At 57.3% G+C, this 5,141-nt stretch carries 3 protein-coding genes, 2 tRNA genes and 2 pseudogenes; 2 read left to right on the forward strand and 5 right to left on the reverse strand.

The genetic code is table 11. From position 1 onward, the window contains the following. A partial coding sequence (locus tag XBLMG947_RS20185) for a reprolysin-like metallopeptidase (protein WP_245228275.1) occupies positions 1-535 on the forward strand: 535 nt, incomplete at its 5' end. A gap of 418 nt (positions 536-953) precedes the next feature. Here the strand turns inward: XBLMG947_RS20185 and XBLMG947_RS23005 are convergent. Beyond that, positions 954-1,289, reverse strand: coding sequence for a hypothetical protein (locus XBLMG947_RS23005; protein WP_139074457.1), 336 nt, complete (start codon positions 1,287-1,289; stop codon positions 954-956). Between the two features lie 148 nt (positions 1,290-1,437). Between XBLMG947_RS23005 and XBLMG947_RS20190 the strand changes: the two genes are divergently transcribed. Then, a complete protein-coding gene (locus XBLMG947_RS20190) occupies positions 1,438-2,598 on the forward strand; it encodes an AlbA family DNA-binding domain-containing protein (RefSeq protein WP_065470322.1) in 1,161 nt (386 codons plus the stop codon). Positions 2,599-2,838: 240 nt separating this feature from the next. On the opposite strand, the pseudogene XBLMG947_RS20195 reads toward XBLMG947_RS20190, so the two are convergent. The 4 genes and pseudogenes from XBLMG947_RS20195 to XBLMG947_RS22155 form a co-directional block, all read right to left on the reverse strand. Beyond that, positions 2,839-4,092: pseudogene (locus tag XBLMG947_RS20195) on the reverse strand (tyrosine-type recombinase/integrase); the annotation flags it as partial. Positions 4,093-4,313: 221 nt separating this feature from the next. Further along, positions 4,314-4,389, reverse strand: a tRNA-Gly gene (locus XBLMG947_RS20200). Positions 4,390-4,471: 82 nt separating this feature from the next. Beyond that, positions 4,472-4,545: transfer RNA gene (locus XBLMG947_RS20205), tRNA-Cys, on the reverse strand. Positions 4,546-4,726: 181 nt separating this feature from the next. Further along, positions 4,727-5,041 (reverse strand): annotated as a pseudogene (locus XBLMG947_RS22155) (IS3 family transposase); the annotation flags it as partial. Between the last annotated feature and the right edge of the window lie 100 nt (positions 5,042-5,141).

Below are 5,141 nucleotides of genomic sequence, written 5' to 3' on the forward strand. Positions count from 1 at the left end.
CCTTAAGGACCTGACCGAAGCATCAGGCGCCTCTGCATTAGCCGCACTGCACAGCACGCGTGACACGCAGGGTGCCGATCTTGTTGCCTTGCTACGCCCTTACCGCGCAAATCAAGGCGCTTGCGGCATGGCGTGGCTGAACGGTGGTGGGCTTCAATCGTACAATGTCAATATGCAGGGATCGGGGTACGCCGCAGTCAGTGACGGTACCGATGAAGAAGCCGGAAATTACTGCGAAGACGTTACCTTCGCGCATGAAATCGGCCATAACCTTGGTCTGGCTCACGACAAAGCCGATTCCGGTCCTGGGGCGTTCACTTATGCTTACGGATGGCGGCAGACATTGGATGAGGGCAGTTTCAATACCATCATGGCGTATACCGCCGACGATCAGCAGAGGGTTCCCTACTTCGCCAATCCACGTATCACGTTATGCAATGGCAACCCGTGCGGAGATGTAAACGAAGCCGACCAGACCAGAGCATTAAATATCACCATGCCCATCGCGGCCAACTTTAGGCCGACCACGCAATGAGTCACCCATAAGTCCAGCGACTACCGGAGCCGTGACAGCGCATGGCGTGCGCTAAGGAAGGTCTGAACAACCCATCAAACCTCTAAAATTCCAGCTTCTTGCATGTCAATGACTGGAAAATAGTGTCTCGCATTTGTGGTGCGTTGTTCAGAGGTTCCCTAGAGCGCGAACAAGAATTGTGTGAAGCTCTGTTCTGTACATGATTAACTTCTGTCTAATATATTCTGAAGGTGGCGCGAAATCCACAGAAACTCATGTTTAGTGCCGCGACCGTACTCATGTCCAATGGCGCCCAGCTATGCGCTCCCTAGCACAGCATGGACTTACGGAGCCGCCGTTGGCAAGTTCAGTGGCGTTCCGCAGAAACAGGCGACGGTCGAGCCCGTCTAGTCTGGATCGGACTCGGCTGATGGGTCGCTTATCCGTGTGTTATGCAGCGGCCGCGCCTTCCTGCTGCCCATACTGCGGGCCTGGCCACCATGGAAAGGCCCGTAACAATTGCCTTGCAGGGCTTGCCGGATTTGGTAAAGCCGGAGCAGACTACTTTGTAGCCTGAACGGTGCCACGCGAGATAGTCCTCTCGACTCACCCCATAGTGTTCGGCGAAGTATCCAACAGGATCGGCCGCATACCTAATCACTTCCTCGGCAGAGAGCGGAACAGTCGTTTGACCATGCGGACTGTCATGCATTGCGTAAAACCCAACTTGCTTCTCGGCCAATTCATTGACAACGTCTACGAGTTGATTGGTCATGACTAGGATCCGGGCACCAGTGAGAGGACAGATAGTAGCTCGTGGCCAGAGCGCCGAAGGCGCTTCAAGCAATCGCTTGGTCCAAGCAGATTCAGAACGATGCTCGGCTTCTGACGGCATCTGGCCAGATTTTGTGCATGATGTCGCCATGACCATCGAACCATGGGCTGACGCCCAGCTATCTGAAGCGCTTCCTCGGATTGCTCAATGCGGCGAGAGTGAGAGTGTCGAGTTCAAGCGGGAGTTGCCAAAGCAGGTACGAGATCTTGCAAAGGAGATCGCAGCCTTCGCTTCCAGCGGCGGTGGCCAGCTCCTTCTTGGCGTGGCAGACGATGGCTCGATTCCAGGAATTGCAAATGCACATGACCCAGCGGTGCGAGACGATTTTGAAAGAAGGGTAGTGGGCGTTTGCCAGATCATCGACCCTCCTGTCCGGCCTCAAATCAATTGGGCATCGGTCAATGGGGGCGGCGTTCTCATCGTCACCGTTAAGAAGGGTTCGGAATCTCTGTACTACGTGGATTCGCGTGCGTACATTCGGCACGGCACTGTCTCCCGACCGGCGACGCCTGCAGAGATTAGTGCTGCCTTGGCACCCGGCGAGCCTGCTGAGGGTGCCAAGAATCACCCTGAGCTATCGGCGCTGGCCGATGTGCTTGCCAATGTGCGGCGCTGGAGCGATACGGACGCCGAGATGCGAAGCCTGAAGCCCTGGGTGGACGAGTGGTCGGCTGATGCAGAAAACTATGCGTCGAAGCTGCGCGACCTGTCCGTTACCGACTGGGCTGTAGAGAGCCGCGTCAATGAACGGTTGGACGCCACAGCAGAGAAACTCGATGAAGTCGCGCAGTTTCGGCACTATCTAGGCGGCGGGGATAGCTTCAACGACGTGTGCAACGCCGCAGGCTTCGCTGCTGCAGAGTTGATGCGCGAACTGGTCGATCCTGTCCAAGTCAGCAAAGAGACTCAGCGCGAAGTCCTGGAGGCGGTTGCCAAGTTGGCTCGCAAGTTGGCCCAGATATGGGATCGTGCCGGAAGAGAAATCTTCGACGGACGCGTCGAGAAGGCCCAGCAGGCGACCTATAGCGTGGGCCAGCAAATCGCAAAATGGACCTACTTTAGGCTCTCCTTTCTGCCAGAAAGCACGCTGCTCGATCTGCGTCGGATCGGTCTTGGCCTGCTTCAACTGGTATCTATGAGGGTCTACATGGACGGCGGCGCATCACTACATCGCATCGTTGATGACGCACAGATTCTAGTGAACGAGTTGAAGGCGAAAGTGGTGAGTTTCCCGCGCTTCGACCAGTAAATGTCTAAACGTCGCTGTTAAGCTTGGAGTCGCCGCTGCCAAGCGCCGAGCGACCTCAATGTGTCTTCTGAATATTTCTGCTCACGCCCGCGCGCGTAAGAAAGCATTCTCACCCTCACCGGCGCGGGCAAAGAGTTGGCCTAGTAGCTGCAGCGCATCATCCTTGGGTCGCAACTGGCCGGAGGCAAGCGCCTTGAGATAGGCCTCGATCACTTCCAGGCTCTCTGGGGCTACTGGCGATGCGCCCGCTTCCTCAACCCGTTCCCCTGCCTCCCAACGATCCAGTCGATTGGCCCAGTCCTGCATCATCAGACGCCGTTGCTCCACGTAGGCCGCGTGGTTGTAGGCGGCACGGATTTGATTGGGGTCGGCGTGAGACAGTTGCGAATCGATCCACTCCACACGGTATCCGAGCTCATTGAGCGCGGTGGAGATCGTGCCCCGGATGCCGTGACCGGTCAGTTGCTCTTCGTAGCCCATTCGGCACAGCGCGCCATTGAGTGTGTTTTCGCTGATGGGCTCTTTGAGGTCATCGCGATTGGGCAGCAGATAGCGCTGCGCTGGTCGCCTTGCCTGGGCGTCGAGCAGGTCGCGGACGATGGCGATGGCCTGGGTCGACAGCGGCACTACGTAGGGCGGCACGGTCTTGCCTTCCTTGCGCATCTTCAACTGCAACTGCTTGACGATTACTGCGGGGATGGTCCACAGGCCTCGTTCCAGGTCGAACTGCTCCGGCACCGCCGAGCGTAACTCGCCCGTCCGAACGCCGGTCAGGAATAGCAATTGAATGCCCTGGCGCGTGGCTTTGAAGCCACGGTACTTGCGCAGTGTCCGCAGGAACGTAGGCAACTCCTCCATGCGCAGGAACGGGTTATGGCTCACCGGCGGCTTGGGCACGGCCACGATATCCAGATCGCTGGCAGGGTTCGCGGGCAAGCCTTTCTCCACCATCGCATAGCGAAACATCTGGTTGAACCAGGTGCGCACCTTCTCCGCTGTGGTCAGCGCATGGCGGCGCTCGATCTTGCGCAGTACTTCCAAGAGGTGTGCCGGCGTTACATCGAAGATGGACACCATGCCGAGCCAAGACAGAACATCCTTGTCGAAGATGCGATTGATCTGCGACAGCGTGCTCTGCCGGCCAGTCTTCAGGCTCAATGCCTTGAAGTCCCGCCACGACTGAAACACCGCCTGGAAGGTATGCGTCGCTGCCACATTCGCCTTCTCTTCGACTTGACGAAGATGGACGCGCGGATCAACGCCGTTGGCGAGGTGTCCCCGCAACTCATCACGACGCGCCCTTGCGTCCTTGAGGCTGATCTCGGGGTACGGGCCGATGGCGATGCGCTGCTGCTGGCTCATCCATGAAAACCGGAAGTGCCACTTCTTCTTGCCTTTGGCACTCACGAAGAGCAACAAGCCATGCGCATCGTTGAGGGTGTAGTCCTTGCCGGTCGTTCTGGCTTGCCGAACGGCGGTATCTGTCAAAGCCATCGCACTCTCCTTCAAGTTGGAGGAGAGGTGTACCGACGTCGATGAAGCGCCAACAGCCAAAAACCGCACCGCATGGCCACCGGATTTCCAGTACTAATTTATGTACTAAAAATTCTTGGCTGGGGGTGGATTTCAGCAGACTTCGCTGGATGCTCCACAGGCATAAACCACTGTGGGATCAAGGCGCTGTGGACTTCGATAGAAGTCCACAGCATAAAAATTGGAGCGGGAAACGAGACTCGAACTCGCGACCTCAACCTTGGCAAGGTTGCGCTCTACCAACTGAGCTATTCCCGCGTGGAGCAAAATTGTACAGCTTGTCACCTCGTTGCGCCAGACCTATCGTCGTTCCTGACGACAGCAAACAGCGCATGCGATGTGGAGGCCTGGGCCGGAATTGAACCGGCGTACGCGGATTTGCAGTCCGCTGCATAACCACTCTACCACCAGGCCGAAACATCAAACCCAAGGCATCCTGCCTTGAAACAACGAGACCCCTGACGCGGGGTCTTGTCTAAATCTGGAGCGGGAAACGAGATGCTCACTCCCTCCCTAACTCCTTGACCCATAAGAGGTCTGTCAGTCATCCTCTCGTTGCCAGACCTCTATTGTGTACTATTTTTGTGGGCTTGGCCAACACGATGCACAGGTATAGCTTGCCATCGTTGGTCTTTAGCTCGGTAATGTCGGTCACCCACTCGGTCTCCGGCTCCAGGGCAGTGGAGCCGCGCTTCAGCAGGCTGCGTATACCCGGCGGTGTCAGCGCCGGTCGAGCGCACTGACCACGGCGCTTGGATCGCGGTCAGCCCTGCAAACCGTCGAGACTGCCATTAGGCGTGCTCCCCGGTTCACACTGGCCCTCTGACCTTCGTCGGCAAGGTCTTCCTGGATGCGGCCCGGCGCCCACGGTGCTTCGGCTGTCTTCGTGCAGCTCACGCATCCGATCAAGCGGTAATCCCCCCACAGGTTAGCTGACGGCAGAAGTGGAATTTTCTCGTACCCTTTTCTGAGGAGGTTCCATGAAGACATCCCGTTTCACCGACAGCCAA

The organism is Xanthomonas bromi (assembly GCF_900092025.1).
In the GTDB taxonomy this organism is placed as follows: Bacteria; Pseudomonadota; Gammaproteobacteria; order Xanthomonadales; family Xanthomonadaceae; genus Xanthomonas; species Xanthomonas bromi.

Bases quoted from the DNA above. Each gene is read 5' to 3' on its own strand.
- XBLMG947_RS23005 (WP_139074457.1), bottom strand. From the start codon at position 1,289: ATGACCAATCAACTCGTAGACGTTGTCAATGAATTGGCCGAGAAGCAA.
- XBLMG947_RS20190 (WP_065470322.1), top strand. From the start codon at position 1,438: ATGACCATCGAACCATGGGCTGACGCCCAGCTATCTGAAGCGCTTCCT.